General features: G+C 65.7%; 24 protein-coding genes. 11 read left to right on the forward strand and 13 right to left on the reverse strand.

Annotated elements, in window-relative coordinates:
• Position 1: 1 nt before the first annotated feature.
• Positions 2-181 carry a hypothetical protein gene (locus tag ACSQ9I_RS08730; protein ID WP_093102057.1) on the reverse strand — a complete coding sequence of 60 codons (180 nt, stop codon included), beginning with the start codon at positions 179-181 and terminating at the stop codon, positions 2-4.
• A 152-nt stretch (positions 182-333) separates the two neighbouring features.
• Here ACSQ9I_RS08730 and ACSQ9I_RS08735 point away from each other — a divergent pair, with 152 nt between their 5' ends.
• The 4 genes from ACSQ9I_RS08735 (at position 334) to ACSQ9I_RS08750 (ending at position 3,399) form a co-directional block, all read left to right on the forward strand.
• A complete protein-coding gene (locus tag ACSQ9I_RS08735) occupies positions 334-1,506 on the forward strand; it encodes a DUF3182 family protein (RefSeq protein WP_436312870.1) in 1,173 nt (390 codons plus the stop codon).
• Positions 1,506-2,300 (forward strand): alpha/beta hydrolase family protein, encoded by a 795-nt coding sequence (locus tag ACSQ9I_RS08740; RefSeq protein ID WP_436303336.1) that lies wholly within the window; start codon positions 1,506-1,508, stop codon positions 2,298-2,300. Before ACSQ9I_RS08735 ends, ACSQ9I_RS08740 begins: the two co-directional genes overlap by 1 nt.
• A gap of 119 nt (positions 2,301-2,419) precedes the next feature.
• Positions 2,420-2,848, forward strand: coding sequence for an FHA domain-containing protein (locus tag ACSQ9I_RS08745; protein ID WP_436312871.1), 429 nt, complete (start codon positions 2,420-2,422; stop codon positions 2,846-2,848).
• 161 nt (positions 2,849-3,009) lie between these two features.
• The gene (locus ACSQ9I_RS08750) at positions 3,010-3,399 is read left to right on the forward strand and encodes a hypothetical protein (protein ID WP_436312872.1); all 390 of its coding nucleotides are present in this window, start codon (positions 3,010-3,012) and stop codon (positions 3,397-3,399) included.
• Positions 3,400-3,438: 39 nt separating this feature from the next.
• Here ACSQ9I_RS08750 and ACSQ9I_RS08755 read toward each other — a convergent pair whose 3' ends face one another.
• On the reverse strand, positions 3,439-3,942 hold the full coding sequence (locus ACSQ9I_RS08755; RefSeq protein ID WP_093102063.1) for a CDGSH iron-sulfur domain-containing protein: 504 nt from the start codon (positions 3,940-3,942) through the stop codon (positions 3,439-3,441).
• A gap of 140 nt (positions 3,943-4,082) precedes the next feature.
• The gene (locus tag ACSQ9I_RS08760; protein WP_436312873.1) at positions 4,083-4,469 is read right to left on the reverse strand and encodes a hypothetical protein; all 387 of its coding nucleotides are present in this window, start codon (positions 4,467-4,469) and stop codon (positions 4,083-4,085) included.
• Between the two features lie 217 nt (positions 4,470-4,686).
• On the opposite strand from ACSQ9I_RS08760, the gene ACSQ9I_RS08765 reads away from it, so the two are divergent.
• Positions 4,687-6,270, forward strand: a complete 1,584-nt coding sequence (locus ACSQ9I_RS08765) for a winged helix-turn-helix domain-containing protein (RefSeq protein ID WP_436312874.1) — start codon at positions 4,687-4,689, stop codon at positions 6,268-6,270.
• Between the two features lie 36 nt (positions 6,271-6,306).
• Here the strand turns inward: ACSQ9I_RS08765 and ACSQ9I_RS08770 are convergent, their stop codons facing one another.
• From ACSQ9I_RS08770 to ACSQ9I_RS08790, 5 genes are all read right to left on the reverse strand, one after another.
• Positions 6,307-6,678 carry a hypothetical protein gene (locus tag ACSQ9I_RS08770; protein ID WP_436312875.1) on the reverse strand — a complete coding sequence of 124 codons (372 nt, stop codon included), beginning with the start codon at positions 6,676-6,678 and terminating at the stop codon, positions 6,307-6,309.
• Between the two features lie 31 nt (positions 6,679-6,709).
• On the reverse strand, positions 6,710-7,252 hold the full coding sequence (locus ACSQ9I_RS08775) for a hypothetical protein (protein WP_139191606.1): 543 nt from the start codon (positions 7,250-7,252) through the stop codon (positions 6,710-6,712).
• A 201-nt stretch (positions 7,253-7,453) separates the two neighbouring features.
• Positions 7,454-8,059: an Isoquinoline 1-oxidoreductase subunit gene (locus tag ACSQ9I_RS08780; protein ID WP_212733603.1), complete on the reverse strand. Its 606-nt coding sequence runs from the start codon at positions 8,057-8,059 to the stop codon at positions 7,454-7,456.
• A complete protein-coding gene (locus ACSQ9I_RS08785) occupies positions 8,059-10,254 on the reverse strand; it encodes a molybdopterin cofactor-binding domain-containing protein (RefSeq protein WP_436312876.1) in 2,196 nt (731 codons plus the stop codon). The genes ACSQ9I_RS08780 and ACSQ9I_RS08785 overlap by 1 nt, the downstream gene beginning before the upstream one ends.
• A gap of 3 nt (positions 10,255-10,257) precedes the next feature.
• On the reverse strand, positions 10,258-10,719 hold the full coding sequence (locus ACSQ9I_RS08790; RefSeq protein WP_436303343.1) for a (2Fe-2S)-binding protein: 462 nt from the start codon (positions 10,717-10,719) through the stop codon (positions 10,258-10,260).
• A 176-nt stretch (positions 10,720-10,895) separates the two neighbouring features.
• On the opposite strand from ACSQ9I_RS08790, the gene ACSQ9I_RS08795 reads away from it, so the two are divergent.
• Positions 10,896-11,630 carry a DnaJ domain-containing protein gene (locus ACSQ9I_RS08795; RefSeq protein WP_436312877.1) on the forward strand — a complete coding sequence of 245 codons (735 nt, stop codon included), beginning with the start codon at positions 10,896-10,898 and terminating at the stop codon, positions 11,628-11,630.
• Between the two features lie 6 nt (positions 11,631-11,636).
• Here the strand turns inward: ACSQ9I_RS08795 and ACSQ9I_RS08800 are convergent, their stop codons facing one another.
• Positions 11,637-12,308 carry a protein-L-isoaspartate(D-aspartate) O-methyltransferase gene (locus tag ACSQ9I_RS08800; RefSeq protein WP_436303345.1) on the reverse strand — a complete coding sequence of 224 codons (672 nt, stop codon included), beginning with the start codon at positions 12,306-12,308 and terminating at the stop codon, positions 11,637-11,639.
• Between the two features lie 190 nt (positions 12,309-12,498).
• Positions 12,499-14,217 carry an IS1634 family transposase gene (locus ACSQ9I_RS08805; protein ID WP_436312878.1) on the reverse strand — a complete coding sequence of 573 codons (1,719 nt, stop codon included), beginning with the start codon at positions 14,215-14,217 and terminating at the stop codon, positions 12,499-12,501.
• 54 nt (positions 14,218-14,271) lie between these two features.
• Here ACSQ9I_RS08805 and ACSQ9I_RS08810 point away from each other — a divergent pair, with 54 nt between their 5' ends.
• The 4 genes from ACSQ9I_RS08810 to ACSQ9I_RS08825 all read left to right on the forward strand — a co-directional run bounded on the left by ACSQ9I_RS08810 (position 14,272) and on the right by ACSQ9I_RS08825 (position 16,911).
• Positions 14,272-14,622, forward strand: coding sequence for a DUF6788 family protein (locus ACSQ9I_RS08810; protein ID WP_436312879.1), 351 nt, complete (start codon positions 14,272-14,274; stop codon positions 14,620-14,622).
• A gap of 156 nt (positions 14,623-14,778) precedes the next feature.
• Positions 14,779-15,453 (forward strand): Crp/Fnr family transcriptional regulator, encoded by a 675-nt coding sequence (locus ACSQ9I_RS08815; protein ID WP_436312880.1) that lies wholly within the window; start codon positions 14,779-14,781, stop codon positions 15,451-15,453.
• Positions 15,454-15,556: 103 nt separating this feature from the next.
• Positions 15,557-16,756: a DesA family fatty acid desaturase gene (locus tag ACSQ9I_RS08820; RefSeq protein WP_436312881.1), complete on the forward strand. Its 1,200-nt coding sequence runs from the start codon at positions 15,557-15,559 to the stop codon at positions 16,754-16,756.
• Positions 16,753-16,911, forward strand: a complete 159-nt coding sequence (locus ACSQ9I_RS08825; protein ID WP_436290773.1) for a DUF3309 family protein — start codon at positions 16,753-16,755, stop codon at positions 16,909-16,911. Before ACSQ9I_RS08820 ends, ACSQ9I_RS08825 begins: the two co-directional genes overlap by 4 nt.
• Positions 16,912-16,975: 64 nt before the next feature.
• Here ACSQ9I_RS08825 and ACSQ9I_RS08830 read toward each other — a convergent pair whose 3' ends face one another.
• Genes ACSQ9I_RS08830 through ACSQ9I_RS08840 form a run of 3 tightly spaced genes read right to left on the reverse strand, consistent with a single transcriptional unit; the run spans position 16,976 to position 18,452 of the window.
• A complete protein-coding gene (locus tag ACSQ9I_RS08830; RefSeq protein WP_093102660.1) occupies positions 16,976-17,242 on the reverse strand; it encodes a glycine zipper domain-containing protein in 267 nt (88 codons plus the stop codon).
• Between the two features lie 20 nt (positions 17,243-17,262).
• A complete protein-coding gene (locus ACSQ9I_RS08835) occupies positions 17,263-17,517 on the reverse strand; it encodes a hypothetical protein (protein WP_436312882.1) in 255 nt (84 codons plus the stop codon).
• On the reverse strand, positions 17,514-18,452 hold the full coding sequence (locus ACSQ9I_RS08840) for a LysR family transcriptional regulator (RefSeq protein ID WP_436312883.1): 939 nt from the start codon (positions 18,450-18,452) through the stop codon (positions 17,514-17,516). The genes ACSQ9I_RS08835 and ACSQ9I_RS08840 overlap by 4 nt, the downstream gene beginning before the upstream one ends.
• 91 nt (positions 18,453-18,543) lie before the next feature.
• On the opposite strand from ACSQ9I_RS08840, the gene ACSQ9I_RS08845 reads away from it, so the two are divergent.
• Positions 18,544-18,963 carry a nuclear transport factor 2 family protein gene (locus ACSQ9I_RS08845; protein ID WP_436312884.1) on the forward strand — a complete coding sequence of 140 codons (420 nt, stop codon included), beginning with the start codon at positions 18,544-18,546 and terminating at the stop codon, positions 18,961-18,963.

Genomic DNA, 18,963 nt, shown 5'->3' on the forward strand with positions numbered 1-18,963 from the left:
TTCAATGCCCCGTGGGTGTCGCGCCCTTGCGTACCTGTGTCTGGTTGCTGCCGCCGACCTGGCTCTCGCGGTCGTGCCGGCTTTCGGGCGTGCGCTTCGGTTCGTTCCTCTGCGTCACGGGCTGGTGGCCGCCCTTGTTGTGTTCGGTGTGGCCCTTGCGATCGTTCTGCGAATTCGACATGGCAGCTCCTTGCTTCTGCATGGACATGAGCCCATGTAGCCCCAGGTGATTTGCGCTTGCACCGGACCGGTGCCGGCCCCGCGTGTAGGAAAACGTCGCGAGCATCGTGGCAATGGTTGATCTCCGCTGCGCAATCGCCCACATTGCCAGCCATGGACATGCTCATCAGCGCGCTGCCAGGCACTTCCGAGATGCTTCCCGGCGACCAGGCCGTGCTCGTCGAGCCGGGGCTGGAGGGCACCGTGGTCGCGCTGACCGCGGACCATCACGCCTACTGCAGCGAGCATGAGCGCGCGACCCGCACGCAGATCGCATGGCGGCTCGCGCGGCTCAAGAAGTCCAGCTTCCAGGGCGAGTACGACAAGTCCCGCAGCTATGCCGCGCCGGTCTATTTCGTCCCGAGCGACACGCTGGTCGGCGACGAGCTGATCGGCGCCTTGGGCATCGCCAGCCACCACGGCCTGTTCGGCGGGGTTGTGTCGCATCCCTTCGTGCTGACCAAGGTGATCACCCATCCGCTGATCGACACCGGCGCCGCCGCGCCCGAGGGCTGGAAGCCCGGTTTCGCCCGTCGGGTGGCCAGTGCGGTGCTGGAGGGCTTCTCGGTCTTCCGGCGCGACGACGCCGATCGCGCCGGCCTGCGCCTGCTGGAGCACGGCGCGGTGCGCATCAAACCGGTGCGTGCGACCGGCGGCCGCGGCCAGCAGGTCGTGCGCGACAAGCGCGCATTGGCGCGCTGCCTGGACGACATGGATGCCGCCGAGATCGCGGGCCATGGCCTGGTGCTGGAGGAGAACCTCCAGCAGCCGGTCACCATCAGCGTCGGCCAGGTGCACGTGGGCCGGATGATCGCCAGCTACTACGGCTGGCAGCGGCTCACGTCCGACAACCATGGCCACCAGGTCTACGGCGGCTCGGACCTCACGGTAGCGCAGGGCGGCTTCGATGCGCTGCTGGCCTTGAGCTTTCCCGCCGAGATCAGGCTGGCCGTCGAGCAGGCGCGAGTTTTCCATCGCGCCGTCGAGGCTTCGTTCCCCGGCTTCTTCGCCTCGCGCATCAACTACGACGTGGCGCAGGGGCCCAACAGCGCCGGCCGGTGGTGCTCGGGCGTGCTCGAGCAGTCGTGGCGCGTCGGCGGGGCGAGCGGCGCCGAGATCGCCGCGCTCGAAATCTTCGAAGAGCAGCCCGAGCGCGCCGTGGTCAATGCGTCGTGCTTCGAGGTCTACGGCGAGGACGTGGTGCCGCCGCCGAACGCCACCGTGTATTTCAGCGGCGTCGATGCAATCGCCGGCCCGCTCACGAAGTACACCGTGGCCGAGCCCTGATGCCCACCCGTCATGCCCTCATCGACATCCCGGTCGACGGCGTGCACATCGCCGGAACGCTCATCGCACCATCGACCGTGGTGCCGGGCGTGCTGCTGGTGCACGGCTGGGACGGCAGCCAGCAGCAGGACATCGCGCGCGCCCACGAGCTCGCGGCGCTGGGCTGCATCTGCCTGACCTTCGACCTGCGCGGCCATGCGCGGCACCTGGCGCAGCGCGAGGCCGTCACGCGCGAAGACAACCTGCGCGACGTGCTGGCCGCCTACGACGTTCTGGTGGGCCATCCGGCCGTGGACCCGAGCGCGGTCGCCGTCGTCGGTGCCAGCTACGGCGGCTACCTGGCGGCGGTGCTGAGCTCGCTGCGCCCCGTGCGATGGCTGGCGCTGCGCGTGCCGGCCATCTACCGCGACGAGAACTGGGAGCACCCGAAGCGGCGCCTCAACGGCGACGACCTCACGCTCTACCGCCAGACCGCGATCGAGCCCGAGAAGAACCGTGCGCTGGCCGCCTGCGAGGACTTCATCGGCGACGTGCTGGTCGTCGAGTCCGAGCACGACACCATCGTGCCGCACCCGGTCATCGAGAACTACCTGGCCGCCTTCAAGCACGTGCGCTCGATGACCTACCGCGTGCAGATGGGCGCCGACCACGCGCTCTCGAAGAAGGCTTGGCGGCAGGAGTACACGCAGATCCTCCTGGCCTGGATGAACGACGTGAGACGGTCTGCGAAGACCGAAGAAAAAGCCCTACCACCGCAGCATCCAAAGCGCTATGAGTCTTGGGTCGAACCTTAGTCACCTTAGTAGACGGAAGTGCAAAAAATTACCGCACTTGTAGTGCTTGCGACTTCAGAAATTGCACCCGGACGCCGAAATGTCATGCAGGTGCAATTCAAACAGCGAGCAGAAAGAAAATGTCCAGACTCATCGTTCTCGCCCGACATGGCAGCGTCAGGCAGTTCAACATCACCGGGCCGATCACGACCATCGGCCGCGACCGGGCTTGCGTGGTGCAGATCGACAGCATCGGCGTCAGCCGGCGCCATGCCACCATCCGCTGGACGGGCGACCGCTTCGTGCTGACCGACATGGCGAGCTTCAACGGCACCTTCGTCAACCGGCACCGCGTCTTCGAACATGCGCTGAGGAACGGCGACGCGATCACGATGGGGGCGTGCCAGCTGCGCTTTCTCTACACCTCGAAGGCGCTGCCGAGCGAAGACGCGCTGCGCCTGGTGACGCAGTCCGACGAACCGATCGACATCGACGCCGCGCGCGCGAAGAGCGACTGGGCCGCCTTCTTCCGCCGCAGCGAAAGCAGCGTGTCGGCCAGGCTGCGCTGAGGGTGGAACTCGCGGGTGCGCGACGGGATGCGAGGAGTCATGGCTGTTGACCGTGACCCTCCAGCATCTCGTCGGATTTGAGGATGCGCTACCTGCTCGACGGGGACACAGTTGTTCGGTCGGCAGAAGCCGATGACGCAACACCTCGAAGGAGCAGTTCGATGAGCAAGCTGGCAATCGTCCTCGCCGTTGCAGGCATTGCAACGGGCATGACCGTTCCGTTTGAAGCCGCCAATGCCTTTCCGGCGCTTTGGTTGGACAGAAAGCAGTTGCGCATCCCGATGGGGCATTGTGCTGGTGCGGCGTTCGAGGCTGTCAAGAAGGCCGGATTGCGCGAGGCCAACAAGGATGCGGAGGGTGCCGGCGGGACGACGGCTTCGGTTCGCGGCACCATTCGATGCGTGCGATTGCCGCGTGCGGGACCTTGCAATGCCGACGGCGCGACTGCCGTGTTCATTGCCACGAGCGATAGGAGCGTGCAAGACGCCAAAGACATTGTTCAGCGCATGAGTAGGGCGCTGGGAGATCCAGTACTTTTCGACTGCAACTGAAGGACGTGTTGCGCGCGTGCGTGTCGCCCGTCCTGTGATTCAGTTGTTGTCGTCCTGAAAGTTGATGCTCCGGTGCGTGCCATCGCAAAACGGCTTGTTCTTCGATCCGCCGCACCGACAGAGGGAATAGCGCTCGCGCGAGGCGCCTTCGCTCCAGTTGTCGGTGTCGAGATCGAAGCCCTGAACCTCATAGGGGCCGTTTCGTGCAATGCGAATGCTCGGAGCAGTCAGGTCGCTGGATCCGGGTTGGGCGGCGCCCCGATCGTCCACGACCCCGCAAGGCGTGCGGTCCGGGCGCGGGTCGTCCGAAAACCCGATCCGAATATGGGAGCTGTCACAAAACGGCTTCCTGTGCGACGCGCCGCAGCGACACAACGCGACGCCGTTCCACCCCTGGAGCCGCTCGCCCTTTGAGTTTGTCAGATCATCGACGGTGACCAGATAGGGGCCATTGCGCGACAGCCTGATGCGAGGTCTTTGCTTGTCTGGAGGGGATTGACCCACGACTGCATGCGAGAACGGCGCGACTGGTTCCTGCTTCATCTTGCAACTCCTTCGAGCCCAACGCTTGCGGCAAATATGAGCGAACGCCAGCCGAGCGTACACCTGATGAGCGATGAAAAAGCTTCGGCCCCTTGAAGACGAAGCTCGCCGGCCTGGCGGCCGCCGCGCGCGGGCCTTGGTCAGCGAGGCGACGACGACTCACGACCGGCAGGCAAGAGATCCCGCTGGACCGAGCCATCCCTCGAATCGGTGAGCCGGTCATCGCGGTGCAGCCGCCACCATGCGAGCAGGGCGTCAAAGTCGCCGGCGAAACTGCGCGCTTTCAGAACGTCGGCCGCGATCGAGCAATGGGCGGCTTCATCAAAAGCGAGCATGCGGTGGCTTGATACGCGGGCGCAGAGCAGATACAGCGCCTTGAGATCGGCCTCGGCGACGCGCTCGAAATGCGCCAGGAGGCGTTCGCGCACACCCGGCGCGGGCGCTCCGGGCAGGTTCTGGCCAAGCGCCGCCGCGGACAGCAGCGCGCAGGCCATGGCGGTCGAACTGCGTCGATGTTCCGATTTCATGGGGATGCCTCCGTGAGGGGTTCCGGAGTAATCTAGGCGACCCGCTGCGGCCTCGCGTCGAAACTCGGCCGAACCTTCGTCGAAGCTTCGCCGCAAGAGCCCACCGAGCAGGAGGGCAGGCGATGTTGACGAGCTCTGTGGGCATCGAGCCCGGTTCGGTGTCACTGTTTGGGCCGTTCGCGCTGGACGCGGGCCGGGCGGCGCTGACGGCGCACGCGTGGCCTTGCGTCCGAAGACCTTTGCGCTGCTGTCGTACTTGGCCGCACATCCCGGCCGCGTGGTCGGCAAGGACGAGTTGCTGGCAGCGGTCTGGCCCGGCGTCGTCGTCAATGAAGAGTCGCTGTCGCAGTGCGTGCGCGAATTGCGCGCCGCGCTGGGCGACGAGGGGCAGCAGCTGATCAGGACCGTCGCGCGTCGCGGCTATCTGTTCGACACGGCCGTCGAGGCGCCGGCGCCACCGGTGGCAGACGCCGCCTCGCCGCAGCACGACCGCCACCGGGCAGGATGGGCGATTGCCGGCGCGGTGCTGCTCGCCGGATTGACGCTCGCCGTGCAACGGACCGACCCTCCGGTTGGCGTCGACCAGGCGCTCAAGGCGCGCCGCTCGATCGCGGTGATGCCATTCAGCGAGCTCGGCGCCGACGGCCGCGGCTATTTCGCCGAAGCGATCACCGAAGATCTGATCACCGACCTCGCCAAGCTGCCCGACACGCTGGTGGTGGCACGGGCTTCCGCCGCCGCGGTTGCTGTGCGCGAGGCCGACATCGTGAGGATAGGGCGCGAGCTCCGCGTGCGCCATGTGCTCAATGGCAGCGTGCGGCGCGACGGCGTCGTGGTGCAGATCAACGTGCAGTTCGCCTCGAGCGACAACGGTGCAGTGCTATGGTCCGAGCGCTTCGAATATCCCGATCTCGCTGACTGGGCATGGCAACGCGACATCGGCACTCGCATCGCGCGCGTGCTCGACGTGCGGATGACGGCGGCAGCCGCAGGCCAGTCGGCAGCGCACAGCGGCAAGCGGCTCGACGCGATCGATGCGACGCTCCAGGGGCAGCACGCTTTGCGCAATTTTGTCGGCCGCGCCGATCTGCTGCGGGCCCGCGCGCATTTCGAGAATGCGTTGGCCATCGAGCCCGACTCCGCCATTGCACTGACCGGATTGGCGCAGTCGTACCTGAGCGAAATGGAAGCCGGGCTGGGCCTCGGCGTCCAGTCGGTCGCACTCGCCGAACAGGCGATCGCCCGGGCGCTGGCGGCGGCTCCGGACTATTTGCCGGCGCAATGCCTCACGGGTCACGTGCTGCGCGAGCGAGGCGACCCGGAAGGCGCGCTGCGGGTGTACCAGAAAGTCGTGGCCGCCAATCCCAGCGAGGCATGGAGCCATGCACGCATCGGCGCGATGAAGCTGCGCCTCGGCCGAGCCGAGGAGGTTGCGGCCCATACCGACGCAGCGATGCGGCTGAGCCCGTTCGAGACTTCGCTGGTCGGCTATAGCCACTTCCATGCCGGCGCCGCCGAGTACTACCTCGGCCGCGAGGACGCGGCCTACGAGCGCATGCGCCAGTCAGCCGCGGTCGGCCCGCATCCGGCGCAATACGCCGCGTTCCTCTGGCTGGCCTCGCTCGATGCGCTGCACGGGCGGGGGCAAGAGGCTCGGCAACATGCCGCAGGGGTACTTCGCCTGCGGCCGTACTGGACCATCCACTTGTGGCGAATCGGGACCGCGCCGGTGCATCCCCGGCTTCAGGCTGGCAGGGAACGGTTCGACGAGGGGTTGAGGAAAGCCGGGTTGCCCGAGTAGTGACATTGCACGCCCACGGGTGGTTCGTGGGCCCCTCTAACCCGCAATGAGAACGCGGACAAGAACGACGAGGAACCCCGCAGCGATGAACGCTGCGACGGTCGTCGTCACCAGGCCAGACGTTCCGTCGTCCTCTTTTTGCTGCGCCGGCGTGGCGTAGGCGTAGGGTTTCGCCGCAGCCGTGTCGAAAGCGGTGCTGAACGGGCTATAGAGCGCCCCGCCGAGGCTTTCCGGGCCAGATCCATCGTCTTGAACATCAACACCCGCTGATTGCTCGATCACGCCAGCTTTGATGGAGGAGGCCTTTTCAGCTTCGGCTGCCAACAGCAGTTCACCTGGGAGCGCCGACAGCGCTGCCAGGCAAAAGCCTGCCAACGCCCGGCGCATTCCACGTTTTTTTTTCGACACGGTGCACTTCGGTTTGCCGAGACCGCCGTTACTAGTTGCTGCCAGTCGCCTTGTGCGCCTGATGATTGCCGAAGGTCAGCGGCGTGGCCGTATCGCACTTGAGCGCGGGAGTCGCCGACCCCGCCAGGGTGATGATGACCAGGGCAGTGTCTTTGGTGCCAGGCTCTCCGCCGTCGGTGAACGTGAATGTTATCGACGCAGGCTGACCATTGAAGGTGCCGGTGCCCGCTCCCTCGAAGGTGTCGAAGGGCGCAGTCGGAGGTTGTGGTTCGATATTCGGGTCGTTGGTGCACAGGCCCTTCGACAAAGTGGTCAGATGGAAATTGTCGCCACCGGAAAAATTGATTTCCAGATTGTTCGGCTCCGCGGGGTCGGATCCTTCGAATTGAGTGCCCTGTCCGCAGTGCAACTCGAACCCGTGCGTCACCCTCTGCTGTCCGGTAGCGAGTTCGCTGCAGAAAAAGCTTCCGCCACCGGTCATCCGGCCGGGTTCATGAGCCCAAGCCGAGCCAACCATCATCGCCGCCGCTGCCGCGGCACCGCAGAGCACGGCTTTACCGCAAGGTCTGTTCATGATCTTCCCTTTGCCCCGCCACGGGCGGTGATACCAGGGCCAAAGCATTCACTTCAGGACGTTGAACAAACGGACGCACAGGCCCATTGGGCGCAATTGTTGTACGCCCCAAAGAGACCTTTCTCCATACAACGAATGGCCTATCGTTGCTGAGCGAGAGCGGCGTCGCGCCGTCGGCTACCCAGAGCCCAGCCGAACAGCTCAGGAGCGCGGGCAGAAAGCCCCGGCCTCGGCCCAGGCCTTGATCAGCGCCCCGAACTCCTTCTGCGTTCCCGGCGCCGGCGTGCGCCACGCGCCCGGGTTCCAGGCCCAGCCGACCAGCGAGTCTTCGGCCATGTGGTGCACCAGCTTGGCCATGTCCATGTTGTCGTTGCGCGACTTGTCCTTGATCTGCTCGCAGATCTGGCCCAGCGTGCGGCCCTGCCAGGCCATCGAGGCCGGCGCCAGGTGCCACTTGGGATGGCCCGGCATGCGCGCGTTGTCGTAGTTGGCGGCCTGGTGGCAGGTGGCGCAGCGCATCGCCGCCGCGCCGAAGCCGTCGGCGCCGCGCACCACCCAGGGCTGGTGCGGATTCAGCGCATTGCTCTGCGTCGGCCGGTCGCCCGACGGATGGCAGTTGAGGCAGCGTGGGCTGTTGATGACCTTGCCGGCCTCGGTGAAGAGGGCGATGGCGCGCTCCTGCTTGTCGGCGATCTTGTCGAACTCGGACACGGGCTTGAGCGTGTTGTTGCTGCCCTGCTGCTGCGCGGCCGCGATGCCACCGAGGGCGAGCAGGGCGGCAAGAAAGAGCTTCTTATTCATCATCATCACGCGGCCTCCCTGACCATGGGCAACTGCCGCGGCCGTTCGCCGCCCGCGAGCCGCGCGAGCGCATTGGCCACCGCCGGCCCGATCGGCGGAACGCCCGGTTCGCCGACGCCCGTCGGCTTCTCGGTCGAGTCGACGATCTTCACTTCGATCGCCGGCATCTCGTGGATGCGCAGCGAACGGTAGGTGTCGAAGTTGCGCTGCACGCGGCGCCCGCCTTCGAGCCGGATCTCGCCGTAGAGGATGTGGCCCAGGCCGAAGCCGATGCCGCCTTCCATCTGCGCGCGCACGATGTCGGGGTTGACCACGCGGCCGCAGTCCACCGCGCACCACACCTTGTGCACGCGCGGCTCGCCGTTCTCGCCCATCGACACCTCGGCGATGTGCGCGACATAGGTGCCGAAGGCCTTGACGATCGAGACGCCGCGTGCGCGCCCGCTGCCCGCGGCCGGCCCCGACCACTTCGCGAGATCGGCCACGGCGCGCAGCGTGGTCTTGAAGCGCGGGTCGTCGCCGAAGAGGGCCATGCGGCCTTCGACCGGGTCCTGCCCCGCGGTCTGCAGCAGCTGGTCGACGAAGCACTCCACCGCGTAGCCGGTGTGCGTGGAGCCCACCGAGCGCCACGACAGCGTGGGCACGCCGACCTTCTGGATGTGCAGGTCGCAGCGGAAATTCTCGATCTTGTAGGGGATCTCGTTCGCGCCTTCGACCATGGTGGCGTCGATGCCGTTCTTGAACAGCATGGATTCGAACATCGTGCCCTGGATGAAGGACTGGCCCACGATGGTGTCGGACCAGGCCACGACCTTGCCGCCGCGCAAGCCCCCGCGCATGCGGTGCACGAAGAGCGGCCGGTAGCGCCCGCCCTGCACGTCGTCGTCGCGCGTCCACATCAGCTTGACGGGGCGCGCGGGGCCGATGGCCTTGGCGACCTGGGCCAGCTCGGCTGCGAAGTCAGAGCCCATCTCGCCGCGGCGGCCGAAGCTGCCGCCGGCCAGCATGGTCTCGACCGCCACCTGTTCGGGCTTGAGCCCCAGCACGCCGGCGATGACGGCCTGGTCGAGGGTCTGGATCTGCGAGCCGAAGCGCGCGGTGGCGCCCTTGTCGTTCCAGCGCAGGAAGCCGTCCAGCGGCTCCATCGGCGAATGGGCCAGGTAGGGGAAGGCGTACTCGGTTTCGATCACCCGCTCGGCCGAGGCCAGGCTCGTGTCGACATTGCCGTGCGCGTCGGCGACGGCACCCGGCGAGCGGGCGGCGGCGCGGTATTCGGCGAGGATCTGTTCGCTGCCGCGCTTCTCGGCCGCCGACTCGTCCCAGGTGATGCGCAGCTTCTCGCGCCCCTTGATGGCCGGCCAGGTGCTCTCCGCGTAGACGGCCACGCCGGTCGGCACCTGCTTCACCTCCACCACGCCCTTGACCGCCAGCGCCTCGATCGCGTCGAAAGAAGCGACCTTGGCGCCGAAGAGCGGCGGATGCGCGACCACCACGGTGAGCATGTTCGGCTCGTGGATGTCGATGGTGAACTGCGCCGTGCCGTTGGTCTTGGCCGGCACGTCGAGCTTGCGCACCGCGCCTTCGCGCCCGATCAGGCGGAACTCGGAGGGGTCTTTTAGCCGCACCTCGGTGGGCGCGGGTGCGGGCAATCGCGATGCGGCGAGCGCGAATTCGCCGAAGCGGCCCTGCTTGCCCGACGCCGCATGCCGCAACACGCCGCGTTCGACCGTGATGTCCTTTGCCGGAACGCGCCAGCTGTTGGCCGCCGCCTGCACCAGCAGCGCCCGCGCGGTGGCGCCAGCCTGGCGCAGCTGGTCGTAGGAATTGGCAATCGCCGTCGAGCCGCCCGTGCCCTGCACCGGACCGAAGGCCAGGTTGTTGTAGAGCTTGGCGTCGGCCGGCGCGTGCTCGGCGCGCATCTGCGCCCAGTCGGCATCCATCTCCTCGGCCACGATCGTCGCGAGGCCGGTGAAGGGCCCCTGGCCGAACTCGATGTGCTTGACCAGCACCGTGACCGTGCTGTCGGTGCCCACGCGGATGAAGGCGTTGGGCGCGAAGACGCTCTGCGCCGCCTTAGCCTTGGTGGCCGCCAGCGCGCTGCCGGCGAAGGGGGCGAGGTAGGCGGCGACCACAAGGCCGGACGTGCTCTTCAGCACCGTGCGGCGCGAGAGCTTCAGGGTGGTGCTGTCTGCGGGGGCCATGGCTCAGGCTCCCAGCGTGCGCGCCGCGTCGTGGATCGCGGCGCGGATGCGGTCGTAGGTCGCGCAGCGGCAGATGTTGCCGTTCATCGCGAGGTCGATGTCGCGGTCGGTCGGCTTCTTGTTCTGCCTGAGCAGCGCCACCGCGCTCATCACCTGGCCCGACTGGCAGTAGCCGCACTGCGGCACGTCGCGCGCCACCCATGCCGCCTGCACCGCCTTGGCCTCGCGGCCCGTGAGGCCCTCGATGGTCGTGATGGCTCGCTTGCCGACCGCGGCGATTGGGATCGAACAGGAGCGCAGTGGCTGGCCTTCCATGTAGACGGTGCAGGCCCCGCACTGCGCGATGCCGCAGCCGAACTTGGTGCCCGTGAGCTTGAGTTGATCGCGCAGCGCCCACAGCAAAGGCGTGTCTTCGTCGGCGTCGACGCGTCGCTCCCTGCCGTTCACTTTGATGAGGTAAATCATGGCTTCCCCTCGGGGTGGCTGGATGGACTCTCGGAGTGCGCAGGCAATTTAGCGCGAACTACTTCACGAAGATAGAGGACGCGGCTGGCATTCCTTTCCTGCCGCCAGTCGGCAGTAAGTCCTTCTGCTACGCTCGCGCAACAATATTTAACATTCGGCGGAGAAGGTTCTTCGGTATGAATTCAGCGTATGTGATCCTGGGCATACCGGGCAACGCCACGGCGGCCGACATCGAGGATGCCTTTCAGCGGGCGCGCGCGACCTACACGCCAGAACGGATGGCCGAGGATTCGCGCGTCGCGCAGCAGTTGACCGATGTGATGGACGCGTACAAGGTGCTGCGCGATCCCGAGGCCCGCGCCGCGCACGACAGAAAGCTCGCGAGCCAGGTCCGGGTGCAACAGGTGCAGCGGAGCAGGATCGACCCGCAACCTGTCATGGAGCGCGAGTCGAGCATGCCCAAGGTGCTGATGTTCATCGGCGCGTTGGTGGCTGCGTTGTTTGCGGGCGGTTTCTACGTTCAGCACCAGCGCCAGGCCGCCCAGGCCGAGCTTGCGGCCAAGGCACTGGAAACGGCGCGCCAGCAGGCGATTGCCGAAGCCGAGAATCAAAAGACGCTGGCATTGGAAGCCCGCGAAAGCGCCCGCCGAGAAGCCGCGGAGCAAGCGCGGGACCGCGCGTTCCGCCGCGAAAGCGACACGGCGATCGCGCGTGCGCAGAGCAACCAGGCGCGCCAGAATGCACTCGATGCCCAGCAACAGTCCGCGGCGCTGCGGGAAGAGCAACGCAAGGAATACGAGCGTCGAGCGGATGAGCAGCGCCGCGCCAATGAAGGGCAGCGGCGGGTGGCTGCGGATCGGCAGCGGATTCGCGAGCTTTGCTATATCAACTATCGGCGCTATGACTGCTAGCTTTAGCTAGGACTCCTCGTCCTCGAGCGAAGAGAACAGCACCGGAAAGATGTCCTTCGTCGATACCGAACCGTCGAGATCCTTCTCGGCCAGCATGAGCTGCTGCGACTCGGGCAGGCCGGCGGGAATCACCATCTTGCCGCCGGGTTTCAACTGGTAGATGAGCGCCGGCGGAATCAGCTCCGGCGCCGCCGTCACGATCACCTTGTCGAAGGGCGCGTATTCGGGCCAGCCATGGCAGCCGTTGCCGATCTTGATGTCGACGTTGAGATGGCCCTGCCGCGCCAGCCGGTGCATCGCCCGCGTGGCCAGCTCTTCGATCAGCTCGATGCTGAAGACCCGCAGCGCGAGCTCCGCCAGGATCGCCGACTGGTAGCCCAGCCCGGTGCCGATTTCCAGCACCGTGTCGGTCGGCTGCACGTCGAGCAGATCGGTCATCACGGCGACGATGAAGGGCTGCGAGATCGTCTTGCCGTAGCCGATGGGCAAGGGCGTGTCGACGTAGGCAAAGGGCCGCAGCTCGAGCGGCACGAACTCATGGCGCGGCACCTTGGCCATGGCATCCATGACCCGCGGATCGAGCGCAGCCTTGCCCAGGTACGAGGTCGAGAAAATCGTCTTCGCAGCGATTTCCGCGAGCATGTGCTGCTGCAGGGCCGTGAAGTCCGGGTCGCTCATGGTGGCTGCTCGAAGGCGGGGACTGAGACGCCAACCATCCTACGCTTTCCGGATGAAAGCAAGAGCCGAATCAGCCGCTGACAAACCGGTGCAACAGCGAAAAAAACGGCGCTACATTCCCCGCACGTCTCACATTCCGCACATCGAATCTGTCAATAAACCCGAATTTCCGTCGTAGCGGAAGGCGGCTTCAGGGCTTGGCGAGATAGGCTGAAGCGGGCACTCCCAGCAAGCCGAGGACTTGGCGCTGCAGTTCGGTGAGTTCTGGCGGGAAGACCCGGATGACCTCGCCATGGGCCAACACCGACACGCGCTCGGCGAGGCTGAACAGCCGCAGGATGTGTTCGGTGGTGGGCCGCCGACAGGCCCGGGCCTCGGGATAGAGGGGGAGCTGATCGATGTTGGCCGCCTGCATGCCCTGGCGCAGCTCGCGCTCGATGAGCGCCTGCACCAGCAGGGCCAGGAAGTACAGGGTGAACAGCGCCTCGATGCGCGCCTCGTTCTTCAGGAACACGGGTGCGATCTCGTGCACCGACTTCAGCTGCTCGAAGCGCTTCTCGATGCATGGCTGACCCTTGTGGGCGGTGAGCACCTGGGCGGGCGAGAGGCTGGGGTCGTTGCAAAGCAACGGGTACATACCGTCGCTCTTCTGGTCGTAGGCGATGGCATGCGTGTCCAGCGTCCATTCGATGTCGAAGCGCCGGCGGGTGATCTTGCGGTAGGCGGTGTCCGGGCCCGGGCGTCCGCGGCGTGACTGCTTGAAGCTGTGCTCCTCGCGCACCACGCGCGAGACCTTCACATAGCGGGCGACCTTGTAGCGCTCCAGGATCTGCGCGACCTGCAGGTCGATCTGCGCGGCGCCGCGCAGCCGGGCGCGGGCAGCGGCCAAGCGTCGCTTGAGATCGCTCAGCTGTTCGATGGCCGCCGCCAGGTGCTTCTGGCGGCGATGGGTCTGGTGCAGGGTCAGCAGCGTGCTCCACACCCACACGATGGTGTACAGCTCCGCCGAGGGCAGTTCGGGCTTGAAGACGCACCACAGATCCCGCGGAGCGTCGGCCTCGCGCGCATTAGGCCGGTCCCACACCAACTCCCAGGACGGCGAGCCGGTCTGGATCCATTTGCGGAACTGCGCATCCTCCTGGCGCGAGCGTGGCATGACCGTCACGAAGCGCCCGCCGGCGCGCGCGATGTGCTGCATGTTGTCTTGCGAGCAAAGCTTCGAATCGGCGACATACAGGAAGTCGGCGCGCCCGGCCAACTCGCGCAGCGTGTTCCAGGTCTCGATATGGGTGCGCACGTCGGTGGTGTTGCCACTGGCGCAGCGGAACTGCACCGGCACGCCGCCGTCGGCCGCGGTGGTGAGGATGAACAGCAGCTGCTTCAGATCCGGGCGGTGGTCCTTCGAGTAACCGAAGGTGATAGCCGGCGCACTGCGCCCACGCACGCCGCGGCCACTGGCCTGGCGGTACTGACCGCACAGAGAGACCGACGTCGAGTCGTTGTGCAACTGCTCCATGCGCACGCCGAAGCGCTGCGCGACGGCCAGCACGACGCCGGTGAGCAGCGCGGCGCGATCGGCGTCGAACAGCCGATCCAGCGCGCGGCCGATGCGATCGTCGCTGAGTCGGGTGGCCTGCGCGGCATCGACGCCGAACAGGCCGGCGGCGAACCCGCTGGCGCTCTCCTGCTGGCGGTAGATCGGTTCGCGCTCGACGATGATCGAGCGCAGCAACACGCCCAGCGCCTGCGCATGGGAGACAGTGCTGCGGCCGTCGGCGGTGGGGACGTGGTGCTCGAGCAATTCGAGCAGACCCATGCGCGACAGGAAGTGATTGACCAGGGGTAAGGGACCCATCCGCTCGGCGAGCACGCCCAGCGCAGAGGGTGAGAGCGGAGGTTGAAGCGCCATCCTTCTTACATCATAATATATGTAAGCTAGAAACAAATCAAGATCAGGCAGCGCATGACCATCCCCTCCAAGCGCAGCGTGCAACGCGCGCGCGAACGCATCCAGGGCATCCGCGCCTCGCTGGGTGAATTCGAGCTGCTGTGTTCGGGCACGCTGAGCCAGCGCATGATGAAGTGCGGCAAGCCCAACTGCGGCTGCGCCACCGATCCGGCTGCGCGCCACGGCCCCTACTACCAATGGGTGCGCACGCGCGCGGGCAAGCCGACCGCCCGCTACGTCAGCGAGCAGCAGGCGCAGATCTTGAGTCAGGCGATCGACAACTATCGTCAGGTCAAGAAGATGCTGCGCGACTGGGAAGAGAACACCGAACGCCTCATCGACGCCGTGCAACCACCCACGCCATGACCCGCCGCCTTGCGCTCCGGTAATTGCGAGTTATTGCGTCGCAACATGTGCGGAATGTGAGGCACGTGGTGTTCAATTTCGGGACTTCGGCTCGTCATGGCATCGACTGCGACTTCACCGCGCTCTGCTTCAGCGCACAACGACCTCCTGGAGGTGATGCCTCCGGATGTGCGGGCCGGTCTGGCGCCGCTTCTCGAACTGGTGACGCTTCAGTTGGGCGATGTTCTTTACGAGTCGGGCGCGGTCCAGCAACACGTGTACTTCCCGACCGACTGCATCGTTTCGCTGCTGTATGTCCTCGAGAACGGGCAGTCCGCCGAGATTGCGGTCGTAGGGTTCGAGGGCATGGTCGGCGTCTCGCTCCTGATGGGCGGAGGCAGCACGCCGAACCGCGCGGTGGTGCAAAGCGCAGGGCATGCGTTTCGGCTGGGCGCCAGGCATATCAAGCAACTGGTCGAGCAGGGAGGGCCGTTGCTCCATCTCCTGCTGCGCTATACCCAGGCGCTCATCACGCAGATGTCGCAGACGGCCGTATGCAATCGACACCATTCGCTCGAGCAACAGCTGTGTCGCTGGCTCCTGCTGAGCCTCGACAGGCTGCCGGGCAGCTACCTGGTAATGACGCAGGAGCTGATCGCCAACATGCTCGGCGTTCGGCGCGAAGGCGTGACGGAGGCGGCCGGCAAGCTGCAGCGCCTGAACCTGATCCAGTACGCCCAGGGTCACATCACGGTGCTGGACCGTCCGGGTCTCGAGCGGCACGTGTGCGAATGCTACGAAGTGGTGAAGCGTGAGACCGATCGCTTGCTGCCCCATGAAACAGCGACCTGATCCGGCGACATCGGTCTCACCGTGCGGTAGCGTACAGACGATCGCCATCGTTTGACTAGCATTGCAAGTGGGGGCATTGCGCAGCCCCGCAACGGACCTTGTGATGCAACTTAGCGTGCTCGATCTGCCCTGGTGGGGTCTTGTGCTGGTCACGCTGGGCTCGACCCACGTCACCATCGCCGCGGTCACCATTTTTCTGCATCGGCATCAGGCGCATCGCGCGCTGGAACTGCATCCCGTCGCCAGCCACTTATTCCGTTTCTGGCTGTGGCTCACCACCGGAATGGTGACCAGGGAATGGACGGCGATCCACCGCAAGCACCACGCCAACTGCGAAAGCTCCGAAGACCCCCACAGCCCGCAGATCCATGGCATCAGGAAAGTGCTGTTCGAAGGCACCGAGCTCTATCGCATGGAAGCCAGAAACGCCGCAACGCTCGAAAAATACGGCCACGGCACCCCTGACGATTGGATCGAGCGCAAGCTGTACGCGAGGCACACCCGACTCGGCATCGGCCTCGTGCTGGGCATCGACATCGTCCTGTTCGGCCCGATCGGACTCAGCATGTGGGCGGTTCAGATGCTGTGGATTCCGTTCTTCGCCGCGGGCGTCATCAACGGCGTCGGCCATTATTGGGGCTACCGCAATTTCGCGCCGAACGACAGCTCCAGCAATGTCGTGCCGTGGGGCATCCTGATCGGCGGCGAAGAGCTGCACAACAACCATCACGCCTATGTCACCTCTGCCAGGCTGTCCAGCAAGTGGTGGGAATTCGACATCGGCTGGATGTACATCCGCATCCTGGAAATGATTCACCTGGCGAAGGTGCGCAAGGTTGCGCCCAGGATTCGCTACGACACATCCAAGACCCGTTGCGACACGGGGACCCTGCAAGCTGTCATCACTCACCGCTACGACGTACTGGCCAAGTTCGCCAGGTCCGTGCGCCCGACTGCCGTGGCGGAAGTCCTCAGCCTGCGGGCCGGCGCGATCCCGGGCTCCAGGGACTCCAAGGCGCTGGACCCGGTCAACTACCTGCTGCAAAGGGATGCGAGGGAATTGCCGGAGAAGGAGCGCGCAGTCCTGCAACAGGCTCTGCACTCCAGCACGGTGCTGAGCACCATTTACTCGATGCGGCAGGATCTCACTGCCGTATGGAGCCGATCCGCAGCCTCGAAGGAGCAGCTGGTGAAACAGCTGGAAGACTGGTGCCGGCGCGCCGAGGAAAGCGGGATTGGTGCGCTGCGCGAGTTTTCTCGAGCGCTGCGCCGCTACGACTCACTGACAGGAGACATGCCATGACATTGGGAACAATTCTGTTGATCATCGTGGTCCTGCTGCTCATCGGCGCGATTCCAAGCTGGCCCCACAGTCGGGGATGGGGTTACGGTCCCAGCGGTGGCATCGGGCTGGTGCTGGTGGTCCTGGTGGTTCTGCTGTTGGCCGGCAAGATATAGCGAGTTGCCTCGAACGGGGCAAAAAAAAACGTGCCTCATGGCACGTCTGTGAAAGCGGGAGCGCTCAGTAGCGGGGGCCGTTGTAGGGGTAGTAGCCACGGTTGTTGTAGTTGCGCTGGTCCGCGTTCCGCCCCACTTCGTTGCCTATCAGGCCGCCGATGGCGGCCCCTCCCACTGTTGAAGCCGCGTTGCCGCCGATCGCGTTGCCAAGCACCGCTCCGCCGACGGCGCCACCGGCGATACCGAGCTGCTGGTTGGGACCGGTCGCGCATCCGGCCAAAGTCAGGAGCGAACTGATGGCTGCTGCCGTCATCCAGGATGTTGTTTTCATGATGTCCACCTTTCAGTGAGTTATGCAGGAGCTGGTTGGAGCAAGGCACACACGGCCGGCCGCTCAGCCGCCGCGGCGACTCCGATGCCTGTCGGCGGCGCGATGGCCTGGTTGTCGATGTCTGTGCGCAGGCTCTGGTCGAGCACCGGCATCCTGCCGCTGCTCAGCCGTGCTTCGGCCACCCACACAACCGCAGCGTGCAAGACTTCTGGCAAGGTGCGTCCACGCAGGTAGACACGAACCATGGCGTCGGCAGTGAATTCGGAGGGGGTCATCCGGTCACTGTGACCGGATGCGCGTACTCCGTCTGTACGGCGTCGCGCATAGGTGGTGTGTGTGCACGCTGCCGCAAACTCGCGATGACAGGCCCCAGCAGTCGGCGCGATCGCGTCGGCGTGAACAGATGCATCTCGTAGCGCGGAAGGGCCTCACGCAGACGCAGCGGCACAACCTGGCCCTTCGCTGCACTCTCCAGCAGCGCCGGGTGAGGGAGCACGCCCAGCAAGTCGCTGTCGGCCATCAGATGCAGAAGGCTGGCGTAGTCGGGGCACGACGCCACCACACGTGACGCCCGCATCCGGCGGACGGCAAATGCCTCATGCAGCACGTCTACGGGCCCGCTCACGCTGGGCCCGACGATCGCCCATGACGCCCCCTGCAGTTCCTCCAGTGATTGCGCCTTGGCCAAGGGGTGCGCGCGGCAGGCGTAGGCCAGCGGCGTGAGCTGGTACAGCGGCTGACAGGCCAGGCCGGCGGCAGGGTACCCACGAGGCAGCGGTGAAATCACGAGGTCAAGTTCGCCGCCCTGCAACTTCGCAAGCATGCGGCCTTCGTCGGCGCTCGACATGTCGAGGCGACGGCGAGGGTGGCCATCACACCAACCGAAGTGCAACGCCGGGCCGCAGACCAGCGCGGCGGATGGCGTCACCCCAACGCGCAGCGTGTCGCGATGGGCCGGAGTGGCACTCGCCATTCCAAGTGCTTCGATCCGCTCTGCGAGATCCGTGCTCTCCAACGCCGCTTGCAACGCTGCCTCGGTGGGCAGCAGCCTGCGCCCGGACGCAACGAAAAGCGGTGTGTCGAACTGTCGCTGCAGCTGCCTCATGCCGTGACTGATCGCCGGCTGCGACACACCACCGGCCCGCGCCGCAGCAGCGAAGCTGCCATGTTCGATCACCAGCCTGAGGTACTGCAGGTAGCGCAAATTCATAAACGACTCTTATGGATTGACGGCCATTCTGACTTGTCGGCGAGCGCCGTGTCTGGAACGATTCAGCCGTTAACCGACAAGGAGCCCACACATGAGTCAAAACCAACTGGATACGGTGCGCAGCTACCTGCAATACCTGCACGCAAGCGATACGGCGGGGTTGATTTCCACTTTCGAGAACAACGGCGTCGTGCATTCCCCGTTTCTCGGCACCATGAAGGCGCGCGACTTCTTCCCCAGGTTGGCGCAGGCATCGCGCCAGAGTGTGATCACGCTGATCGATCTGTTCGCGTCGGTACAGCCTGTAGACGCCACGGTACGCGTGGCGGCCTACTTCCGCTATGACTGGACGCTGAGCGACGGAAGGCTGGTCGACTTCCCCTGCGTGGACGTGTTCGGCTTCCGCACGGACAGCGACCGCATCGACAGCATGCACATCGTCTACGACACGCATCCGCTGCGCGAGGGCGTGGGTGACAAGTACGCGCCAAACCCTGTATTGAACGGCTGA

This window comes from Variovorax sp. LjRoot84 (assembly GCF_964254305.1).
Classification (GTDB): domain Bacteria; phylum Pseudomonadota; class Gammaproteobacteria; order Burkholderiales; family Burkholderiaceae_C; genus Variovorax.